This is a genomic window from Rhizobium sp. S163 (assembly GCF_030380805.1).
GTDB lineage: Bacteria > Pseudomonadota > Alphaproteobacteria > Rhizobiales > Rhizobiaceae > Rhizobium.
Genome location: NZ_JAUDSA010000035.1, coordinates 176,340 through 196,905, shown reverse-complemented (window position 1 = coordinate 196,905; position 20,566 = coordinate 176,340). Strand labels below are relative to the sequence as shown.

At 55.8% G+C, this 20,566-nt stretch carries 19 protein-coding genes; 10 read left to right on the top strand and 9 right to left on the bottom strand.

The genetic code is table 11. From position 1 onward, the window contains the following. The first annotated feature begins 181 nt into the window (after nt 1–181). The 4 genes from QTL96_RS25085 (at nt 182) to QTL96_RS25070 (ending at nt 4,742) form a co-directional block, all read left to right on the top strand. Nucleotides 182–748: a TetR/AcrR family transcriptional regulator gene (locus tag QTL96_RS25085; protein WP_289729626.1), complete on the top strand. Its 567-nt coding sequence runs from the start codon at nt 182–184 to the stop codon at nt 746–748. Nucleotides 749–796: 48 nt separating this feature from the next. After that, entirely contained in the window at nt 797–1,762 is a 966-nt protein-coding gene (locus QTL96_RS25080) for a quinone oxidoreductase (RefSeq protein ID WP_289729625.1), read from the top strand. A 236-nt stretch (nt 1,763–1,998) separates the two neighbouring features. Further along, on the top strand, nt 1,999–3,120 hold the full coding sequence (locus tag QTL96_RS25075; protein WP_289729624.1) for an HlyD family secretion protein: 1,122 nt from the start codon (nt 1,999–2,001) through the stop codon (nt 3,118–3,120). Then, a complete protein-coding gene (locus tag QTL96_RS25070; RefSeq protein ID WP_289729623.1) occupies nt 3,120–4,742 on the top strand; it encodes an MFS transporter in 1,623 nt (540 codons plus the stop codon). Before QTL96_RS25075 ends, QTL96_RS25070 begins: the two co-directional genes overlap by 1 nt. 22 nt (nt 4,743–4,764) lie before the next feature. Here the strand turns inward: QTL96_RS25070 and QTL96_RS25065 are convergent, their stop codons facing one another. From QTL96_RS25065 to QTL96_RS25050, 4 genes are read right to left on the bottom strand one after another with little or no spacing between them, the layout of a single operon-like run. Next, nucleotides 4,765–6,084, bottom strand: a complete 1,320-nt coding sequence (locus QTL96_RS25065; RefSeq protein ID WP_289729622.1) for an LLM class flavin-dependent oxidoreductase — start codon at nt 6,082–6,084, stop codon at nt 4,765–4,767. Between the two features lie 8 nt (nt 6,085–6,092). Further along, nucleotides 6,093–7,412, bottom strand: coding sequence for an LLM class flavin-dependent oxidoreductase (locus QTL96_RS25060; protein WP_289729621.1), 1,320 nt, complete (start codon nt 7,410–7,412; stop codon nt 6,093–6,095). 27 nt (nt 7,413–7,439) lie between these two features. Continuing rightward, complete coding sequence (locus tag QTL96_RS25055; RefSeq protein ID WP_289729620.1) at nt 7,440–7,781, bottom strand: hypothetical protein; 342 nt, start codon at nt 7,779–7,781, stop codon at nt 7,440–7,442. A gap of 11 nt (nt 7,782–7,792) precedes the next feature. After that, nucleotides 7,793–9,310, bottom strand: coding sequence for a sodium:solute symporter (locus tag QTL96_RS25050; RefSeq protein WP_289729619.1), 1,518 nt, complete (start codon nt 9,308–9,310; stop codon nt 7,793–7,795). 290 nt (nt 9,311–9,600) lie between these two features. Here QTL96_RS25050 and QTL96_RS25045 point away from each other — a divergent pair, with 290 nt between their 5' ends. Next, nucleotides 9,601–10,923, top strand: coding sequence for an acetamidase/formamidase family protein (locus QTL96_RS25045; RefSeq protein WP_289729618.1), 1,323 nt, complete (start codon nt 9,601–9,603; stop codon nt 10,921–10,923). Nucleotides 10,924–11,037: 114 nt separating this feature from the next. Next, nucleotides 11,038–12,351: an epoxide hydrolase family protein gene (locus QTL96_RS25040; protein WP_289729617.1), complete on the top strand. Its 1,314-nt coding sequence runs from the start codon at nt 11,038–11,040 to the stop codon at nt 12,349–12,351. Nucleotides 12,352–12,758: 407 nt separating this feature from the next. Here the strand turns inward: QTL96_RS25040 and QTL96_RS25035 are convergent, their stop codons facing one another. Both QTL96_RS25035 and QTL96_RS25030 read right to left on the bottom strand, forming a co-directional pair. Next, nucleotides 12,759–13,445: an MOSC domain-containing protein gene (locus QTL96_RS25035; protein WP_289729616.1), complete on the bottom strand. Its 687-nt coding sequence runs from the start codon at nt 13,443–13,445 to the stop codon at nt 12,759–12,761. Beyond that, nucleotides 13,442–14,149, bottom strand: coding sequence for a glutamine amidotransferase (locus QTL96_RS25030; RefSeq protein ID WP_354669146.1), 708 nt, complete (start codon nt 14,147–14,149; stop codon nt 13,442–13,444). Before QTL96_RS25030 ends, QTL96_RS25035 begins: the two co-directional genes overlap by 4 nt. 249 nt (nt 14,150–14,398) lie before the next feature. On the opposite strand from QTL96_RS25030, the gene QTL96_RS25025 reads away from it, so the two are divergent. Continuing rightward, nucleotides 14,399–14,680: a hypothetical protein gene (locus QTL96_RS25025; RefSeq protein ID WP_289729615.1), complete on the top strand. Its 282-nt coding sequence runs from the start codon at nt 14,399–14,401 to the stop codon at nt 14,678–14,680. A gap of 83 nt (nt 14,681–14,763) precedes the next feature. On the opposite strand, the gene QTL96_RS25020 is transcribed toward QTL96_RS25025, so the two are convergent. Together QTL96_RS25020 and QTL96_RS25015 are read right to left on the bottom strand one after the other, a co-directional pair. Beyond that, entirely contained in the window at nt 14,764–15,471 is a 708-nt protein-coding gene (locus QTL96_RS25020; RefSeq protein WP_289729614.1) for a redoxin family protein, read from the bottom strand. Nucleotides 15,472–15,822: 351 nt separating this feature from the next. Beyond that, nucleotides 15,823–16,752, bottom strand: a complete 930-nt coding sequence (locus QTL96_RS25015) for a homocysteine S-methyltransferase family protein (protein WP_289729613.1) — start codon at nt 16,750–16,752, stop codon at nt 15,823–15,825. Between the two features lie 234 nt (nt 16,753–16,986). On the opposite strand from QTL96_RS25015, the gene QTL96_RS25010 reads away from it, so the two are divergent. The 3 genes from QTL96_RS25010 (at nt 16,987) to QTL96_RS25000 (ending at nt 19,244) form a co-directional block, all read left to right on the top strand. Next, nucleotides 16,987–18,090: an FAD-dependent monooxygenase gene (locus QTL96_RS25010; RefSeq protein WP_289729612.1), complete on the top strand. Its 1,104-nt coding sequence runs from the start codon at nt 16,987–16,989 to the stop codon at nt 18,088–18,090. Nucleotides 18,091–18,164: 74 nt separating this feature from the next. Then, the gene (locus tag QTL96_RS25005) at nt 18,165–18,845 is read left to right on the top strand and encodes a GNAT family N-acetyltransferase (protein WP_289729611.1); all 681 of its coding nucleotides are present in this window, start codon (nt 18,165–18,167) and stop codon (nt 18,843–18,845) included. A 21-nt stretch (nt 18,846–18,866) separates the two neighbouring features. After that, nucleotides 18,867–19,244, top strand: a complete 378-nt coding sequence (locus QTL96_RS25000) for a DoxX family protein (protein ID WP_289729610.1) — start codon at nt 18,867–18,869, stop codon at nt 19,242–19,244. Nucleotides 19,245–19,321: 77 nt separating this feature from the next. Here the strand turns inward: QTL96_RS25000 and QTL96_RS24995 are convergent, their stop codons facing one another. Further along, entirely contained in the window at nt 19,322–20,506 is a 1,185-nt protein-coding gene (locus tag QTL96_RS24995; RefSeq protein ID WP_289729609.1) for a PLP-dependent aspartate aminotransferase family protein, read from the bottom strand. Nucleotides 20,507–20,566: the final 60 nt, after the last annotated feature.

Sequence of the window (20,566 nt, the reverse complement as noted above, 5' to 3'; positions counted from 1 at the left end):
GGCCGGTAAGACCTCAATGGGGGAAATGACTGTAGCGCATGACATAAGGCATGGACTTAAAGCCAATCAGCAAATCACAACAGACGGCCTTCGGCGGAGGGGTACCTCCTAAATTCGATCCTTGTAGAAAAAAATGACACTCGTTATTGACTGATCATTCCGCAATGACTATCTGATAGCTATGGCAAGACCTAGAGAATTCGATACAGCCCAAGCGCTGGATGCAGCGGTTCAGGTGTTTCGGGAGCATGGCTTCGAGGGCACCTCAGCCGCGATGCTCACAAAACGGATGCGCATCGGGCGGCAGAGCCTCTACGACACCTTCGGTGACAAGTGGAAGCTCTATCTCTCTGCAGTCAGCCGCTATTCAGCGCTGGAGACGTCGGCTCACATTTCGACTCTCAATAGCAAAGAAAATGCATTCGAGGGTGTTCGGGCCGTTGTTGAGCGAGTTGTTGCTGAGGCGCGAATGCCGTGTCTTGGCGTCAACTCGATTTGTGAATTCGGTGTCAGACAAACGGAATTGAGCGCTCAACATGCGGTCGCTGCCGAGAGGCTCCGGGTTCCTTTCGTGAAACGTATTCGCGAAGCTCAACTCGCAGGAGACCTGACCTCTGAGCTCGAGCCCGATGCGGTTGTCGACTTCCTTGTTACGACATTTTCAGGGATTCGAATCGCAGCCAGGGGCGGTGCGGACGACGGCAAGCTCAGAGCCCTGGGCGAGATAGCTTTGCGAGCCCTGCGCTAAATTTTTTTACCCTGTTTTGGAACGATCATTCAACTAAGGAGAAAAAGCGTGAAAGCTGTAAGAATGACCCACGTCGGTGACGTGGACGCACTGGAATACTACGACGAAGCCGAGCCAAAAGCCGGCGAAAATCAGGTGGTTGTTGAGGTAGCTGCCGCAGGTGTCAACTTCATGGATATCGGCGCTCGACGCGGCATGGCGTCCCGCGGGTACAAGCCTTCGATTCTCGGTGTCGAAGGCGCTGGGCGCGTGATTGAGGTTGGCCCGGGGGTTACTGAGTTCAACGTGGGCGATCGAGTCGCCTGGGTTTTCGTTCCATCGAGTTATGCGGAACGCATCGTAGCTCCCGTGTCTTCGCTCGTGAAGGTACCCGATGAGATCGATGACAAGACTGCTGCAGCAGCAATGATGCAGGGTCTCACTGCCAGTCACTTTGCGACTGATTTCTATCCTGTTCAACCTGGTGACGTGGCGCTTGTGCATGCCGGTGCGGGAGGGCTGGGCCTTCTCTTGACTCAGATCATCAAACTCAGAGGCGGTTCGGTCATCAGCCGCGTTTCCAGCGAAAGCAAAGTGGCGATCGCAAAGGAAGCGGGCGCTGATCATGTAATTGTGGACTCCGAAGGAAACTTCGCAGTAGAGGCTGTACGTCTTTCCGGTGGAGAGGGTGTGCATGTTGTTTACGACGGTTCTGGCCCGACTACGTTCCAAGGGTCACTAGATGCTCTCCGTCGTAGTGGCACTTTCTGCTGGTATGGCCCGGTACTTGGTGGCCCCGGAGCGCTCGATATCATGAGCTTGCCCAAAAGCATCAAGCTGGGATACGCCGTCTTTCTGGACCATGTTCACACCCCCGAACTGCTCCGAGCCCGCTCCGAGAACCTGTTCCAGTGGATCCAAAATGGGGAGCTCAAGGTAAATATCGGGAACACCTATCACCTTTCAGACGCGAGGCAGGCACATGTTGCTATGGAAAGCCGCGCGACGACTGGAAAGCTCCTTCTGATGCCATAATCGACGGAGGGGCATGTCGTTGGCATGCCCCTTTCCCGTTAAAATGCCACGTCACCGCTTGTCGGGTCGGCGGTCGATGACAGTTGTAATCACCTAGCAAGCAATCAAAATTTGCTGTTCACGATCATGCTCAATCAATGCGAAAAGCTTGACCGGCTGACAGGTTCCGCACTGCCCAAGAGCCTCGACATCCGGTTACCGCAAACCGCTGGACCGAGCCGATTGGGGGATTCGACGTGCCTGATGACATCAAGATCGCAACCTTGCGCACAGCGACCCCGGCAGAGGAACCGCCTCCGAAAGGACAGAGCGAGATTCCATTGCGCACTCGCGTTGGAATTCCAGCGTTTGCTGTTTCCATTGCCATTATTTGCGTTGGTATCGTGACGATCGACTGGAACCGTTGGACCTCCGGCGCAGCTTCGCAGTCAACGGACGACGCATTCGTAACTGCTGACGTTTCAACGCTGAGCGCACAGGTCGCAGGCACAGTTAGAGCGCTGAAGTTCTCCGATTATCAAAGTGTCGCAAAGGGCGACCTCTTGGCTGAGATAGATGATCGCGAATACTTGGCGTCGGTGAAAATCGCGGAGGCTAGTCTGGCGTCCGCGGAGGCCGCGCTGGCAAATCTGGCCAACCAGATCGACCTTCAGAAGGCCGCGATCCTCGCTGCCCAAGCACAACGAGAATCTGCGAATGCGCAATTGGCGCAGGCCGAGCAGGAATTCAAACGACAGGCGAGCCTCGGCGGCGCTACGACGCAGCAGATGCTGCAACAGGCTCAATCCGCATTTTTACAAGCACAAGCCGCCGAGCGGATCGCCGACGCTGCGATAGAGCAACAAAAAGCACAGCTGAACGTCCTGAGTGGGCAAGAGCCGCTGCTTACGGCCCAGGTGAGAAGCGCGCAAGGGACCCTGTGCACATCCCGAATTCGTCTCGGTTACACTCGTATACTTTCGCCGTTTGACGGCGTCGTGGGGCGGAGACTGGTGCATGAGGGCGATCTCGTCGCTACAGGCAGCGGCATCGTCTCCTTGGTCCCACTTCCTCAAGTCTATGTGACGGCCAACTTCAAAGAAACTCAACTCGCTAACATGCGGCCTGACGGTCGAGCCGAAATTTCTGTCGACTCATTCCCAGGAGTGCGGCTGTCAGGTCGCGTATCGCGGCTCGCGCCTGCGAGCGGCTCCGTATTCGCCCTGCTGCCGCCCGACAACGCCACGGGCAATTACACCAAGGTCGTTCAGCGAGTTCCGGTCAGAATTGAAGTCGATGCTGGCCAAGCTATCACGGAGCGACTGCGGCCCGGCATGTCGGCCACGGTAAGTGTCGAAACGCCTCTAGGAACCGAGTAATGGGGTCGAGGCGCGATTTTGGTCCCCTAAGCAAGGGTATAGAGGCGACGCAACCGCTCCTCATCGTAGCCGCACTGCTGCTCGCATCCTTTGTCGTCGGTCTGGATACCAGAGTGTTTAGCGTGGGGCTGAACGATCTCCGCGGTCCATTCGGTCTGAGCGTTGACGAGGCGTCTTGGCTGAATACCATAGCCAACGCTCCGCAGATCCTCATCTCTGCTGCTGTCGCTTGGCTTGCGACGGTCTTCGGAGTGCGAAGAGTGATGATACCTTCGACGCTCGTTTACACCGGCATCTCACTGATCATACCGCTCGTGCACACGAGCGAAGCGGTCTTGCTCCTTCATGCATGTAGAGCACTGCTACTGGGAGTGTTTTTGCCGGCGACTATAATGGTGACGTTCCGGAATCTTGAATCAAGATACTGGATTATTGGAATCGCCATATACACCCTACGAGTCCCCCTCTCGCAGTATCTTGGCCTCGCTTTGGTGGGCGTCTATGGGGACCACCTCGGCTGGCAGTGGCTATATTGGCAGGACGTTGTCATAGCGCCGGTCATTGCACTCCTTCTGATCATTGCGGCCCCGCACGAACAGGTGAACCGTGGATTGCTCGCGCGCGCCGACTGGGGCGGCATGCTTCTCCTCGGTTCCGGTATGACGATGTTGTACATTGCCTTGGATCAAGGCAACCGGTTGGACTGGCTGCAGTCCGGAGCAATCACGTCGCTGCTTATATCTGGCATATTTCTCCTGATAGCGTTTCTGATCAACGAGGGGCTTGTTCGGCACCCCTGGGCGCACGCGTCAGTCATACTGTCGCGAAATATCGGAATAGGTTACGCGGTCATCATCGCGTTTGCTCTGTCTACTGCCGGCACTTCGATCTCCATCCCTGCTTATGTTCAGAACGTGTTGGGGCTCCGTCCGATCTCACTTTGTGGTGTATACGTGCTTTGCGGCGTGTTGCCTGTCATCACCGCAACCGTATTGGCGACTAGACTCCAGCGCCGATTGGATCCTCGGATATGCATAATCATCGGGTTCTTCGCTATGGCTTTGGCTGCGCTGATCGGCAGCCGCCTGACCAGTTCCTGGTCCCCGTGGTCATTCGCACCCGTCGTGCTCTTAGCCAGCGTCGGGCAAACATTCGCGTTCTTCGCAACCGTAGTCTACCTGATCGCAAACTCAGATCCCAACCGTTCTACGGCAGTGTCAGCTTACATACAGGTGATCAGGATCGTCGGCGTTGAGTTTGCCGGCAGTGTCATGAATACTTGGTTGCGCCACCGGGAACAGTTTCATTCGAACAGCCTGGGATCACCGATCACTTCGTCGTCACAGGGTCTCGACACGCATGTGAGCGTGCTCGTAAGTGTGTTTGGGCCAAGTTCGCAAAGCAAGATGAGCGCGCTTACTCACGTCGGCAACGCGGTTCGAACGCAGGCCAACGTCTTGAGCTACGCCGATGGTTTCGTGATCTCCTTTTGGTTCGCTGTTGTAGCCCTTTTCTTGGTCGCATGCCTCGGGAGAACCCCTTATGGCCCTCTACATCCCAAGTTTAAGCATGCTCCCAAAAGCACCAGCGCATCGTCGGAACGCAATGGCGCTAGCGCTTGAGTCGGGATTGGCGTACTTCGGCTCAATTTGCCAGCAGGTTCTCGCGCAACGTGGCACCGCTGTATTCAGTACGGTACCGCCCTCGGCGCTGTAGCTCCGGCACGACCAGATCAACGAATTCTTCAAAGCACCCCGGTGTGTACGTAGCGATCAGCATGAACCCGTCCGCACCACCGTCGTCCATAAAAACCTCGAGTTTATCGGCGATGTCTTGGGGGGTCCCGACAAGGACGGGCATGCCCATACCTTGCGCGTAAATGATCGCAGCCTCGCCGATAGTGACCGGCTCGCCATCACGAGCATACAGTATCGATTCAAACAAGCCCTGTATCCCAGGCACCTCGATGTCCTGAATGTGCTCGTTGAGGTCGTACTTAGAGAAATCGAGGCCGAAATGGCCAGACATCCAAGCCAAGGCACCTTCAGGCGGGATACATGCCTTGATCCGATCGTACTTGGCCTGCGCTTCTTCCCTGGTCTCGGCAACGACTGTCTGCACACCGAAAATCAGCTTTACGCTTCCCTTAGGACGCCCGAAGCGTTCAACAAGTCTGCTGTTGAGGTCAGCGCTGTACTCTCGCATCCTTGCAACGGTCGGCAAGACCGCAAAAATCGCTTCAGCGTGTTTCGCGGCGAAATCTCGTCCGCGCTCGGATGATCCGGCTTGCCATAGCACTGGCTGACCTTGAGGTGACGGTGCGACGAAGTGACGGCCGCGAGACTTGAAGAACGGTCCATCATGGATGACCTCATGCACCTTTTCAGGATCGGCATAAATCCCGCTCTCCTTGTCAGCGATGATGGCGTCTGGCTCCCATGAAGTCCATAGCTTGTAGCATAGGTCCATGTATTCCTCGAGGCGCTCATAGCGGTGGCCGCGATCGCTCATCTCGGCGCCGTACGCATCCCATTCGCTTTTCGAGTACGATGAAACGATATTCCATGCTATGCGCCCGCCCGAAAGGTGGTCCAAACTCGATAAGCGCCTAGCCATCGAGTAGGGATGCTCGAAAGCCGTGGACAGCGTGACGCCAACGCCCAGATGTTTTGTCGCACCCGTAATGATCGGTGCAATTGTCGAAGGTTCATGCGTAGGGAATTGAACAGCGAACTTAACTGTCAAATCCGAGGAGTCGGCATGTGTATTGTAAGGGGCAAGTTCATCCGCGATGAACATCGCGTCGAACAACCCCCGCTCCATGGTACGAGCCATGTGCTGCCAGTACTCCGGCCGGGCGAAGTTCCAACCAACCTTGTCCTTAGGGTGTCGCCACATTCCCGTGGCATGACTGTTGACGCCATGCTGGACAAACCCAAGTAGATGAGCCTTTTTCGCTGTCATGTTTACCTTCAATTTTGCAAGAGGTTTTGCCTAAGGGTAGTTCCGGCGTAGGCCGTTCTGTAGCGGCCGCGACGTTGAAGTTCGGGAACCACGAGATCCACGAATTCCTCAAAGCAACCCGGAGTGTAGGTCGCCAGAAGCATAAACCCATCCGCCCCACCTTCGTCCATGAACTCTTCGAGTTGATCCGCAATATCTGAGGGTGTCCCCACCACTGCTGGCATGGCGAAACGCATCGAGTAAATGTCAGCCGCCTCCCCGACGGTCACGGTCGAACCTGCTCCTGAACGGACCAGAGCATCCTTTACACCCTGTATGCCCGGTATCGCGATGTCTTCCAGAGGGGTTTCAGGATTAAACTTCATGAAGTCAACGCTCAGCTGTCCAGACAACATCGCGAGCGATCCCTCTCGAGGCAGCAACATTCGTATCTCGTCAAACTTCCGTTCCGCTTCAGCTCTTGTCTCACCAACGATGGGCTGCACGCCGTAGATCATTTTTACGCTTCCCGGTGAGCGACCAGACCTAACAACGCGGGCATTGAGGTCATCCGAATAGGCTCGCATCTGCTCGACGTCGGGATGAATTGCAAAGATCGCCTCGGCGTGCTGTGCCGCGAAATCTCTTCCCCTGTCCGAGGACCCCGCTTGCCAAAGCACGGGCTGTCCTTGCGGCGAAGGAGCGACAAAATGCCTACCTCTGCACTTGAAAAATTCGCCTTCATAGAAGATTTCACGCACCTTCTCAGGATCGGCGAAGATGCCGCTCGCTTTGTCAGCGATTATGGCGTCGGGCTCCCAAGAATTCCAAAGAAGCTTACAAAGGTGAATGTACTCCTCGATGCGATCGTATCTTCTGCTGCGATCATCCATTTGGGCACCGTATGCATCCCACTCACTTTTGGAGTATGAGCCAACGATGTTCCATGCCACGCGCCCGCCAGATATATGGTCGAGACTCGAAAGCCGTCGAGCCATGGAATAAGGGTGTTCAAACGCCGTGGAAAGCGTGACTCCAATACCAAGGTTCGTTGTGGCAGTCGCAATGATCGGCACGATGGTCGACGGCTCGTGCGTAGGGCACTGTACAGCCCACTTTACCGTGGCATCGGAGCTGTCGCCGTAACTGCTGTATGGTGCAAGTTCATCCGCAATGAAAATTGCGTCGAAGAGACCGCGCTCCATCGTCCGTGCCATGTGCTCCCAGTAATCCGGCCGGGTGTAGCTCCACCCGACCTTATCTTTGGAGTGCCGCCACATCCCAGTCGCGTGGCTGTTAACGCCGTTCTGGATAAATCCGAGAATGTGGGCTCGTTTCTTTTCAGCCATGTACTGCATCCAAGCCTGCGAGAGTCTTCAAGTTGATGTTCCGGTTTGCCGGGTCGACACTTTCGTTGCAGCGTCGATCCTTCGCTCAACAAAGAATGCTAGACCAACGCCGAGCGTGGTTACGAGGACAAGAAAAGGCCCCACGTAGATGAACCAGGAAGCATACCCGATCCCAACGATGCTGATGATCGACGTGAGGAATGCCAGCGCGATGGCAATCCAATGCCCATGTTGTGGCACTACACCTTCATCGTCCTTGCCGTTTCGGAAATCCGCAATTGCGTTCTGGACCCCACGTAGATAGCCAGCCGCAAAGTAGAGAGTGGACAAAGCCGCTCCAGCAATGATTACGATTGTTATGGTCGACATACTCACTGTCCTTATTCTGCCGGGGTTGCGATTGGGCTCGTCGACGGCTGTGCGACGTCGATGTCTTTCTGTTGCCTTAGTTTAGAATAGTCGAAACGTTGAGGCTGAAGCACAGCCCCAAGAACCACCGTCAGCCCGCTGATCCCAACAATGCTAATCGTTCCGATCAAATCGCCATAGAAGTGACGGATCGGCATTCCGATTAGGATCGCTAGGATGATGCCAGCCACGAAGCCAAGCGTCGTCGTGCGCGGCCAGAGGATCGCGAGGATGAGCGGAAGGAGGATGGAGCTTTTCAGAGCGTATGTAGTCAGGACCAGCGTCGTGAAATCCACGCCCGACAGTACAATAAGAAATGCAACCAGTCCGCCAACCAGGATCGAAACCTTCGTGATAAGGAACAGCGTGCTTTCAGAGGTCTGGGGAGCAAAACGCTTGACGATGTCGATAGCGACGATGGACGAGAGAGCCGAGCTTGCGCCATCAATGGTCGAGTAGCAGGCAGCGAGGATCATCAACACGTAGATGACGACGATGAACAGCGGTAGCCCTAAGTGCGAAATCAGATACGGGCCAATAGCAGCACTGTCACCGCCGATGTCAGCCGGGGTCAGTCCGTAGGCGATGCCGATCAGACCAAGCGTTCCGAGCGCGATTGGGATGGGATAGAAAAGCGCCCCCGCCCAAACGAACGTGCGATTCACGTATTCCGCTTTTATCGCCCACGCTTTCTGCCAAAAGGTCTGGTCAGCGATAGCCGCTGCAAATATTCCGAGTGCGAGTGTGATACCAAACCCCGCGGCGGCATCCCATCGAAGGACAGAAAGGTTATGGGGGTTGCTCTGCCCAACCCGCTGCATGACCTCGACGCTACCTCCGGGTACGGCGTCAAATGCCAATGTGACAATGATCGCGGCGGGGACCGTAATCATCAGCAAATTAATGGTGCCAGTCATGACGCTGGTCCAAAGACCACCAAAGTATGAATAGGCAAGTACCGCGAGTAGGCCAACGAGAGCTGCGTAGGTCCAATCGATACCAAACACGGTCGACATGACAACCGACGTGCCCTTGAGGTTGATGAGGATCTCGAGAACAATACCGAAGATCATAGTGGCGGTAACAATAGATGTCGCGACACCCGATTGGTTGAACCGATTTCTAGTGAACTCGGAGATGGTATAGCCGTTCGGCATCTGTCGACGTAGAATGCGGGTGAACGGCACAAGGAGCATCACCGCGAGACCATTTGGCACGACAAACCAGAATAGGCCCGAAAGCCCCCATTCAAAAGTCATCGCGGACGTCATCATCACAGCCATCGACCAAGTCCAGACTGAGATGACCGAGCCAACGCCAAAACCAAAGCCTATTTTTCGACCGGAGATAATGAAGTCGTGCGTGTTTCGCACAAGAACGCGTTTGATGAAAAAAGCGAGCAGCAAGCTGGCTACGCCGAGCCCGATCAAGAGCAAGTAACCGAGAAAAGGCGTCAGCCCCGGTGTAATCTGTAGTGTGGTCTTGTCCATTGGTTTCCGTCCCCTGTAACGCGACGCAAATGCGTGAGGCGCGAACGTTAGCCAACACGATAACGAAACAAGAGATCTCGAATAGTTTTAGTAGAAAATTATGCTAGTTTTGATGCGATCAATTGTATCGGCTTTGTATCTCATAGTCTTTTGTTGGCCCGCGTTAGGAGCCACCATCTACACACGGTTACAAATGTAGGCGTCGCGCGACACATGGGAGATACTTGGATCCATCATACACCTCTTAGCAGCCGGCCAGAAAGATGGCCGGTGTGATAGAGGAGGATGGGATGACGGAGACACCGGACAATAGCACAGTTGGTGCAAGGTCGGTTTTTGTTACAGAGTTGACGAACGGAATTTTGGACCCTGCGTTGCCCATGTTGGGACCGGTTGCCAACGGTGGTATTATCATCGCCAACACGGCACCGGGCTGCTGGGGGCCGATGATCACTCCTGCCATCCGTGGTGGCCATGAGGTGACGCGACCTGTAGCGGTCGAGGGAGCGGAGGTTGGCGACGCGATCGCTATCAGGATCAGATCGCTGGTGGTCACATCGTCCGCTTCGGCCTCCGGAAGTGACGAGGCGGTGACGGGACGTTTCAACGGAGACCCTTTCTGCGCCGGTGTCTGCCCTGGCTGCGGCACGAAATGGCCGGAGACAAGGATTGAAGGGATCGGTCAAAGTGCTATCCGATGTGTAAAATGCGGTGCCGACGCGACACCGTTCACGATCGCGCACGGCTATACAATCGCATTCGACGACGAGCGGACGGTCGGTCTAACTGTCGGCAAGTCCGCCGCAGAGGAAATGGCACATAGAGCCGCAGCGGTCATGGCCGTGCCCGATACGTCCGTCCAGAACCCGGTCCTGACCTTTGCTCCCTCCGATTTGGTTGCTGTGGCCACACGCCTGCGTCCGTTCCTCGGCCAACTCGGGACTACCCCGTCGATCGCGATGCCGGACTCACATAATGCCGGGGATTTCGGTGCTTTCCTTCTGGGTGCACCGCACGAGTACTCTGTAACCGAAGAGCAGCTGTTGGCTAACAAAACGGACGGCCATCTGGACGTGAATACGGTTCGTGAAGGCGCGGTCTTGATCTGCCCCGTGAAAGTACCGGGAGCAGGCATTTATCTAGGCGACATGCACGCATTCCAAGGGGATGGTGAAATCGCCGGACACACGGCAGACGTGGCTGGCACTGTGGTCCTAGAAGTCCACGTGATCAAGGGCCTAAAAATTGACGGTCCGATTCTCTTCCCTGTCGCTGACGACCTCCCCTATCTCGCTCGGCCGCTTACGGAGAATGAGCTTCATTCTGCTCGAGCTGTAGCCGCCCGACATGGTGTTGCTGAGATCGAAGCAGATGCACCGATCACTTTCATCGGCACCGGAGCCGACCTCAACAAGGCCACCGACAACGGACTTACCCGCGCCGCCGACGTTCTTGGGATGAGCTTTGATGAAGTCAGAAACCGAGCGACCGTCGTGGGCGCAATCGAGATCGGGCGTAATCCCGGTGTTGTCAGAGTCACATTCCGAACGCCGCTGTCAGCACTCGACCGACTTGGCCTTGGGTCATTCCCACGTGGGCTTTATGGGATTTAGATAAGGCATCCTACGGCCCTAGCCAGATATCAAACTTCACCGATCGTCGCTGGCGATCGGGCGAGCCTTTGCGCGCCATGGAACGCGAACTCCCAACTTAAACTGGAGAACCTAATGTTGACCAATTCCAATCTCAGCAGACTGATCGCAACCACTGCGCTGCTCATTGTCACTGGACTGCCAATGTCCTCACACGCCGAGACTGCCGCCACGACCACCCCCGCTGCCGATCTCTCGATGAAAAGGCCGGACGACAAGTCCATCAGACAGTTCCAGTATCACGCCACCGACGAAGAACTTGCTGACTTGCGTCGACGTATCTCGGCCACGAAATGGCCGAGCCAAGAATTGGTCAAAGACGACACCCAAGGTGTCCAGCGCGAAACAATGAGAAAGCTGGCAGCGTATTGGTCTACCGACTACGACTGGCGTCGCGTGGAAGCGAAGCTAAATAGCCTTCCCCAGTTCGTCACCAATATCGATGGCGTGGACATCCACTTCATTCATGTGAAGTCTAAGAACAAAAACGCGTTGCCAATGATCGTCACGCACGGCTGGCCGGGTTCGATCATCGAGCAACTGAAAATCATTGATCCGCTGACGGATCCCACTGCCCACGGCGGGACTGAGGCTGACGCGTTCGACGTCGTGATTCCCTCTTTGCCGGGGTACGGATTCTCAGGAAAGCCTACCGAACTGGGGTGGGAGCCCGGTCGCATTGCCCGTACATGGGCCGAACTTATGAAGCGTTTGGGCTACACGAAGTACGTTGCTCAGGGTGGCGACTGGGGTGATGCGGTAACTGAGCAGATGGGCGTTCAGGCCCCGGCAGGTCTCCTTGGCATTCATACAAACATGCCTGGCGCTGTTCCGGACGAGATCCAGAAATCGTTGGATGCGAACAAGCCAGCCCCGGCGAACCTCTCGGCGGACGAGAAGCGTGCCTATGGTCAGCTGGACTTCTTCTACGAGCACGGCCTGGCCTACGCACAGGAGATGACCGCGCGTCCACAGACCCTTTACGGGGTAGAGGACTCACCGATCGGCCTAGCCTCGTGGATGCTGGATCATGACGCGAAGAGTTATCAGCTGATCGCTCGCGTATTTGATGGGCATGAAGAAGGCCTGACGCGTGACGACGTTCTGGACAACGTCACGCTCTATTGGCTGACGAACACAGCGGTGTCGTCGGCGCGCCTCTATTGGGAAAACAAGCTGGCATTCTTTGCGCCTAAGGACGTTAAGCTTCCGGTCGCTGTCAGCGCCTTCCCAGACGAACTTTACCAGGCTCCCGAAAGCTGGGCAAAGCAGGCATTCCCTAACCTGATCTACTATAATCGGCATGAGAAGGGTGGCCACTTCGCCGCTTGGGAGCAACCAGAGGCTCTGACCAGCGACCTACGGGCCGCCTTCAACTCGCTCCGATAGACCCTCGGTCATTGCACCAGCAACAAACGTGCGGCTTTTTGTTACGCGTACGGAAACATCGCGAAGGCATCGTCGTCCCCCAATCATGGAGGCGACGATGCGAAACACACTTAATTTCGACTCTGAGAACCTGACGATGGACCATCGATTTCTGCGATGCGTGATCCAGGCCGATACACCGATCCGGATTGCTTATTAATCGATCGCCCACGTTAATAATGGCATCAGGCGTTGGGCGGCGGACTACACAGGTGTCTAAGGGAAGCACTTGCAATAGCAGAGCTTGAGGAGAGCTTATCGGCTATACTCAGAGCGATGCCAAGAATCTCGGTGGCAGGTGACTTTCCAAGGGTGGACGGACATGCGGGAATTCGCCGGGTGGGTCCCCTCACCGTCTTGGCAAGCCCCTAACGACCATTTAGCCGTCTGGACCAGTCCTCAACCCTGCCGCTATCCAGACGGCGTAACGCGTAGCTCCGCCAACTGTCAGCGAGCGACGCGATAGTCGCGATTCCTCTCAACTCTTCAACGTTGAGCGTATCCACATAGAAGGCCCGCCAAATCCTGGCGAGTGTCCACTCGGGCGATTTTCGCTCGATCAATTCCAGACGCGCGTGCGGTGCTACGACGCCTTCCTGAAGCACACGGTAGTACCATCCGGTTCGGCCCGTCGACTGGACTTCATGCGCCATCGTCTTGCGACCAAAACGCTCGTCCAGCCGCCAGCAGGGTTGCCTTCCTTGGCTTACTTCGACGATCGATGATCCAAGCGAGAAGACGTCGCCTACAGCAACAGATCGTTCAGTGATGCCGACGGTCGACAGGTTTTCACCGAACGCCCCCGGCTCTCCAAGCATCTCATGCCCACCCAGGTCGTCGTTCCATTTGCTGTAGTGGTCGAACGGATAGTGGTGGACTGCCTTCTCTGGCCCGCCGTGTCTCTCCCGGTCGCCTTGCATATCCCCCTCGAAGCCAAGAGTTGATAGCCGCAACGGCTCGTGCACCTGCTTTTTGCCTGTGCCGCTCTCGACACATCGAGGGCCAAGGGGTGCCAAGGGTCCGATGCGCAAACTGAGGAGTTGATGTCCGCTCATTGCTGCAGCTCGATTCCCGTCAACCAATCCTGGAGCATCATGTGCGCCGCCATCTTGAGTCGTTGTCCATGCATTCGGGCATCGGTCCGCAATCCTTCAGTGTCGATCCCGCAACCAGCTAGCTCCGCTGAATGACCTATGAGCCATCGCTCGAACCGTCCATCCGTCTCCACTTCGGGGTGGAACTGGATTCCTAGCACATTCGGACCAATGGAGAATGCCTGCTGTTCGACAACGCTCGTCGATGCGAGGTTCTGCGCTCCTATGGGCAGCGTGTAGGTGTCACCGTGCCAGTGGAGTACTTGTACACCGTCAAAGTGAACCAGCGGACTCTCGTGCCCCTCCTCTGTGACAGTCAGCGGGGAGAAGCCGATCTCCTTGAGTCCTGTCGAATAGACCCTCTCACCGAGTGCAGAAGCGATGAGCTGTGCGCCCAGGCATATACCCAAGGTTGGCAAGCCCGCCTCCAGACGGGTGCGAATGAATTTCCATTCGGTATCCAGAAACGGGTAAGCGTCTTCGTACACGCCTACTGGACCGCCGAGGACGATCAACAGGTCGCTTGCGCATGGATCGCCCTGGCAAAAGGGCTCTTCTCCAACATCGCTGTACCTTATTTCGTATCCCCACGCGGATAGAGCGTCACCGAACGAACCGAGGTCTTCGAAGTGCACATGCCGCAACGCTAGCGCTGTCTTCCTCATTGAGAGCATCCTTTCACAGTTGGCCGACTGGCGGCGGCAGGTTCCGTTGCCTGCCTTTGTGAAGAACACAAGTGTCTCGGATATTTCGCGATCAGCCAAATTTGTAACGCAATAGGAAGCGCCACTGGATCGTGGTCGGCCATGCGCTTGGTGGGCATCAGCCATGATTTGGTCGGGCCGGGCAGCATCGCCATATACGACGGTAGGCGCTCACCGAGCGAACAGCCCCATTCAATCGAGACACTAAAAATGGACGACAGTTCGAAGACACTCACCGAAATGAGCGCTCGCGAGCGTTCCGAGATTGTCGCTAACGTCGTAGAGGCGCTCGAGAACACTTCGGCAAATGCTGAGGAAAGCGGCGATAGCAGACTGCTGGCAAACGCACATAGCATTGCATGCACTCTGCGTGGCTGTCGGCTTCACTTTGGCGAACTGGATCTGGTGGCAGCCGAACAACTGCTGACGCAAGGGATCACGTTAATGTCGATGCTTTCAGCGAAGCGGTCACTGAACGAAACCAAACACTGATAGAGCGACCTGCGGCAGTGCCTTCAACAACAACAGATAGTGCCGCAGGACTTGGCAGCTAACACACCTGAGTGTTGGGCCGTCTAGCCCGCTGGTGCTGCTTGGGCCGTCCCGCTTGTGGTTGGAGGAGTTGTCGAGGCCGTCTGCGACGCTTTCCGCGACTTCAGCAATGCCTCGATCACGGCCTGCGTCGTGTTGTAGTCAGCGGCACCGAGATGATGGTAGCGAACGATACCATCTGCATCGATGACGTACTGTTCCGGCCAGTAGACATTTTCAAACGCCTTCCAGACCGAAAAGTCGTTATCGATCGCCACGGGATAGTCCACGCCATAGCGGCTCACGGCTTGTTCAAGGCTCGAGCGATTTTTCTCGAAGGCGAATTCAGGCGAATGAACACCTACCACCACTAGCCCATCTTTTTTGTACGCTTCCGCCCACGACTTTATGGTCGGCAGAGCGCTAACACAGTCACCGCAGGCGAAGGTCCAGAAGTTAACGAGGACCACCTTGCCCTTGAGGCTCTGGGGCGTAAGAGCTTCGGAGTTCAACCAGCCTGTAGCACCTTCGAGTGAAGGAAATTCGCCTAAGGCCGGAAGTGGCCCTACTCCAGGAACAGTAACCTCTTTGATTTTGGTTCCAGCTGCCAACGGCGAACCAGTAATCTGCTTGGTACCAGAGGTGTCAGAAACGAACGGAATCGGTCCGAGTGTTTCCGGAAGGATCTCCTTGAAGCCTATCACGGCTGCCAGTACGGCCACGCCAGTGAGTGTAGTTGTTTTGAGACTCATCTCCACGCCTTTCGTGTGGTCGGCACACGATGCTGCCGACTTCGCTGAAACCGAGAACTACGTCCGGTTTACCCAAAAGATGTTTGCGCTGGCGATGTATCTGAGATGTGTCGGTGAACGCCCCGAGATGTATCGCAGTGTTGTCGGCGATCAGAGACGAGGCTGCTGGGCTAGTGGTAGTTGCTGCTTTCCGTAAAGGGATGGTGCAAGACGAGCGTCGCTCTTCACGCCCTTGGGTAGCTTTGGTTCCGAACTTCGCCTGCTGCCCTATGGTTTGACATTGCGAACGAGCTTGCCGAGTTACAACTCATGGCAATAGAGTGCTCCTCGGCAAGCGCGCTACCGTTTGGCCTAGTGACAGGCCTCGCAAATTGCCGCGACATGGCTGCAGTCGGTCCCACAGCAGCCACCATAGATATTTATCGCTGGCAGGCTCCGCGTCATGGTCTTGTACTGTTCGGCCAGGTCGAGCGCATGGCCGGCGTCAATCTGTTCGGCCCCATCAAGGCTGTCGTGGCTTTGACTGGAAGCGTTTGCCCTCACCCCGCGCAAGCGAGATGACCACTCCGCCGAAGGGTCCAGGCCAGGCATGATGTGGGAAGGGTGAGAGCAGTTGATCATGTAGTAGGCAGGGGATCGGCCTGTCGCAGCATCAATCTGATTTATCGCTTCGCCAAGCGATGTCCCGTCAAGTAGCCGGCCATTTGTCTCGACAGTAAACGATATCACACTCGGAACCCCATGATTGGCTGCCGCAAGAGCGATACCAGTGGCCTCGGCGACCGTGGTCAAAGTGTATCCAGTCACCATGTCAACGTCAGTTTTCGACAGCGACGCGATTTGGTGGCTGTGATATTCTTCAGCCTCCTCAACCGACAGATCAGATAGTTTGTAACCGTCACCCTGTGGACCGATCGTCCCATTTATTAGTATCCGAGATGCCTCGTCACCAAACTCGTCCCGCAGTCCGATCAGCATTTGCACAGATTCCCGATTGACCCGGTCCAGTTGAGTCAGATCGTAGCCAAGCCGCAGACCCCAATCACGATTTGCACGCCATGTCGGTGTTTCGAGAATGAGCCCCTTTCCATATTTCTGCGCCAGTTCGATGTACTCGAGATAATAGGCTCTGAGCTGCTGCCTACCCTCGCTTGTATCCATGAGAACGAAAGTTGCGAAAAGCGGAATTTCGATGCCGTGCCGGAACATCAGGGTCGTGTTCATCCCTCCATCCGTAATGAAATCACCATGTAGATTGGCTATGTTTTGCCGGTACATCATCCAGTCTCCTCTGCATTGCTACGCTGCAGATTTCTACGTTCCGGACAATTACCGCGCTGTTTTAAGCGTCCCAAAACTGATTACACCTGAAACCGGCGACGGACGAAAGGCTTTGACCCGTACGCCGTTTACAATTGAAATCCAAACATTTGGATTTGAAGCCGATTTGCAACTAGGCTCCTTTAAGCGGGGACTTGGACGGCCGATAACGCGGCCAATCAACGGAGCCAGAACTTGAAGATTTTGATTGTGGGGGCCGGGATCGGGGGACTTGCAGCCGCTAGAGCGTTCGAAATGCAGGGGTTCTCGCCAGACATCGTCGAACGGCAAAGTGCATCTCCCAATGCAGGCCACAGCATATTCCTGCTCGGGAACGCGATGCGCGCTCTACGCCAGCTCGGCTTGGAGCACAAAGTCTCGAGCGTTGCATTTCCTATTCAACGACAGACTATTACGTCGCCGCGGGGTGCTGTTCTCAACTCTGTCGAGACCCAGTCGATATGGGCGGATTGCGGTCCATGCGTGACGCTGCGCCGACAGTCGCTCCTCGATATTTTAAGGTTCTCGCTTTCTAGCAGTTCCATCAAATACGACATGACTGTTACGCACACCCTCGCGCGCGCAGGCAAGAGGGAGGTCCACTTCTCCGACGGAAGCTTCGAACATTACGATTTGGTTATTGGAGCCGACGGAATTCGTTCGTCTCTACGTGCTGCGGAGTTTCCCGATTCTGCCCCCGTCGCCCTTGGGCTGGGTGCATGGAGACTGCTCATTGATCATCAGGGGTCAGTCACCGACTGGACAGCAATGCTAGGAAGCAAGCTCACACTCCTTGGCATTCCCCTGACCCACTCCAAGCTTTACATATATGCCGACTGTCCGTCCGACATGTTTCGCTGTGGATCAATTTCCCGGCTGCGGCACCTTTTTAAGAACTTCGCTGGCCCTGTTGGATCGGTCGTCGCAGGCCTGAACGACGAGACAATTGCCCATCGCTCTTTGATAGAAGAAGTGCCTCTTCGCGACTACATCGCCGACCATCTCGTTTTGATCGGAGATGCTGCTCATGCGTCCTCGCCGAGCATGGCGCAGGGCGCAGCGCTGGCAATTGAAGACGCGATCGTGCTTAGCGAATGCGTGTCGCGCCGCCCACTGCTCGCCGATGCGCTCTCGAGCTACCAAGCCCGCAGGAGAGAGCGAGTTTCATGGGTTCGCGAGCAGTCACATGCCCGCGACAAACTTCGCAGTGCGCCCGACTTCGTTCGTGGCCTCATTCTCAGAAGCGTCGGCACAAAACTTTATCGTCGATCGTATAGCCCCCTCCTCGAAAGTCTCTGAACGTCCAACCTGGAGCTATTGGCGGACATTCCTCAAACGAAGGAGCCACCCTTCCTGTGCGTTAGGACAGACCTATGAAACACATTTTAGATCGACCCATTTGGAGCGCTCTTCAGACGGATCACGCCGAGTTTGCGGTAAGGCTCGGACGTGCATGGAGATATCCGGCGGCAATAGGTCCTTTTGCCGCGGCTCTGGACCTCACAAAAGAGAGCATGGACGACCTAGCACAAATGCCGTCTGCGGACGAAATGATTGCTATGTTCGAGCTGGATGACATCCCGATTCCAGCGGGCATGACGTCCCTCGGATATTTCAGCTTGCATCAGTTGGTTCTGAGCAAACGCCTCCCGCTTATCCACGATCCAGAGATAGAGTTGCTGACTGAGGCCGACGCATCCGAGATGATGGAGTTGGCAGAACTGACGAAGCCCGGCCCATTCTCGCTGCAATCTCAGCGATTAGGTCCGTTTTGGGGAGTGAAGGCACAGGGCAAACTTGTCGCCATGGCAGGCCAGCGTATGAGACAGCCAGGCTTCGTTGAGTTAAGCGGTGTCTGCACACACCCGGAATTCCGAGGACGCGGCGTTGCGTCTCTGCTCAGTAGATACGTTTCAGGCAAGATCGTTTCGATCGGCCGCATTCCCTACGTGCACGTGCATGGTACCAACAGGGCCGCCCTAGCCTTCTTCGGTGGAATTGGATTCGAACTCCGTACGAAGCTGAACCTCCGTCGGCTCACACCTTCACAATAATCAAATTCGATAGGAAACAAGATGTCTGTCATGATCGGTCGTATTCTGTCCGTTTTTGTGATCGCAGCCCTGGTTGCAGATGGTGCGGTCAATCTCGTCGCACCCAACCTCCTGCAGGCGGAAATGGAGGCAGTGCAATTTCCCTTCCATTTAGCGTCTGTGATCGGCGCTCTCTGCATAGTCTCGGCACTCCTATACGCGGTTCCCGTTACTGCGTTTCTCGGAGCGGTTATGATTACGGGGTTCCTGGGTGGTGCTATCTGCACGCACCTTCGGGTAGGCGAGATCCTGTCGCCGCCCCAGTTCGTGTCGCTTGTCCTCGGCACCGCTACTTGGCTGGGCCTATACTTGCAGGACACCAGGCTGCGATCGGTAGCGTTCACCGCGAACCGAAACTGAGCTTCCGTCGTCATCGAGCCTCGCCCGACCATGAGTGCAGCCTTCCGTATGGGAGGCTGCACATGGGGCGAGCGATGTTACTCAAGTGTGCCGGCAATGCGAGACGATATCTCGCCAAACAAAGCGACAAGATCGGCTTTGAGATCGTCAATATCCTCAAGACCTATGCTCAAACGCAGCAATAGGTCATCGCCTTCCCAGGCCCTGACCGTTCGATTGGACTTCACGGACATCGGCGCGATTAGGCTTCTAGTACCACCCCAGGACGCGCCGATCGCGAAAGTATTGAGGACATCAAGTGCGGCTGACGCATGTTTGGTCGCTTCTGGCGTCAGCTGTAAACTGAACACCGGGCTTGAGCCCGCGAAGTCTCGTTTCCATATTCCGTGGCCTGGAGAATCTGGAAGCGCCGGAGATAAAATCCGCACCACGTGTGGGTTGTCCTTGAGCAAATCGATCAGGACAGACGCAACTCTGTTCGAGTGTGCGAGCCGCACGCCGAGAGTCTCGATACCGCGGAGAACAAGAGTAGCATCGTCGGGCGACGTGCCAACCCCCAAGCGCCCGAGCGTTGAGCGTATGGGCCCAATCAAACCAGGATTGTTGACGGTTATCGAACCCATCAGAAGGTCCGAATGACCGGAGATAAATTTCGTAAGCCCTTCGGTCACCATGTCAGCACCAAGTGCGAGCGGCTTGTAGTTCAGTGGCGTCGCCCACGTGTTATCGCACCCAACCAAAGCTCCATGGCGATGGGCGATCTGGACGATGCGTGGGAGGTCTTGGACTTCCATCGTCGTCGAACCGGGAGACTCACACCAAACTATCTTTGTCTTTGCGTCGACCCGCCTCTCGATATCTGCTACCGAGGTCGGATCGTAGAACTCGACTTCAATCCCAAACCGGGCGAGATCGGTGTTGGCAAAGTCTCGAACGGGTGGGTAGACGCTGTCAGGGATAAGTATTTTGTCCCCTGCACTCAGAAACGCGAGCATCAGCACAGAGCTTGCTGCCTGCCCAGAGGGGACGAGGAAGGTCCGAACTCCCTGCTCAAGCGCACTCAATTTTTCTTCGAGTGTCCTTGTCGTGGGAGTTCCATAAAGGCCGTAACTATACCCGTCGTGTCCACGCTCTCCGCGCTTGGCATATTCTTCGGCGTTCTTGAACACGATGGTTGATGCCCGATACGTTGCAACGCCGAGGCTATCGAAACCATCCGTCCTGACGTGGGGCGTCAAAACACACTGAGTAAGGTCCTTCATCTTCATCTCCGCGAAAATCGTTTGACTGACAAGATCATGGAATGTCCTATTCCGTCCAAT